Below are 610 nucleotides of genomic sequence, written 5' to 3' on the forward strand. Positions count from 1 at the left end.
GGGCTGAAGGCGAGGAAGGCGCGATCCAGTAGCGCTCGCGCGCAAACGGATAACACGGCAGGCTGATCCTGCGTGGCGGCTGCGCGCCGTGCAGCGCGCGCCAGTCGAAGGCCATGCCCTTCACCCACCATGCCAGCAGCTTGTCGTACTTGCCCTTGGCCACCCAGGCATCGACGGCGCCTGCCATGTCCTCGTCCGCGGCCAGTGCCGCGGCCTGCTCGCCGTCGCCCGCCCGGCTCACGTGGCAAAGCGCCGCTTCACCCTCACCGGCCAGGAAGGCCTGCAGCCGCGCGCGCAACTGTGCCATGTCCTGCACCACGAAGGCCAACCGTTCTTCCATCGCCTCGCGTCCCACCTGCAAGGTATACGCGATATCGGCCACGGTCGCGCCCTCTTCCTCCAGGCGCTCCAAGGCCGCCAGCAGCTGCCCGGCCTGCGCGCGCAGCCGCTCTGCGTTGCGCGCCGACAGCACGACCAGCGCTGGCAGCGCTACAGTGCCGTGGCTGGTCGCCGCCGGTGCAGCCACATATTCTTGTAGCACCAGGTGGGCGTTGGCGCCGCCGGCGCCAAACGAGGAGATGCCGGCGATGCGCGGAAAGGCGCGCAGCAC

1 protein-coding gene is annotated in these 610 nt (G+C 70.2%); it reads right to left on the minus strand.

The genetic code is table 11. The features are described 5' to 3' along the window. Positions 1-610, minus strand: a 610-nt coding sequence (locus AC1RJW_RS29745) for a KS-MAT linker domain-containing protein (protein ID WP_493048119.1), incomplete at both ends; no start/stop codon positions are given.

The sequence above is a fragment of the Janthinobacterium sp. GW822-FHT07A03 genome (assembly GCF_058798815.1).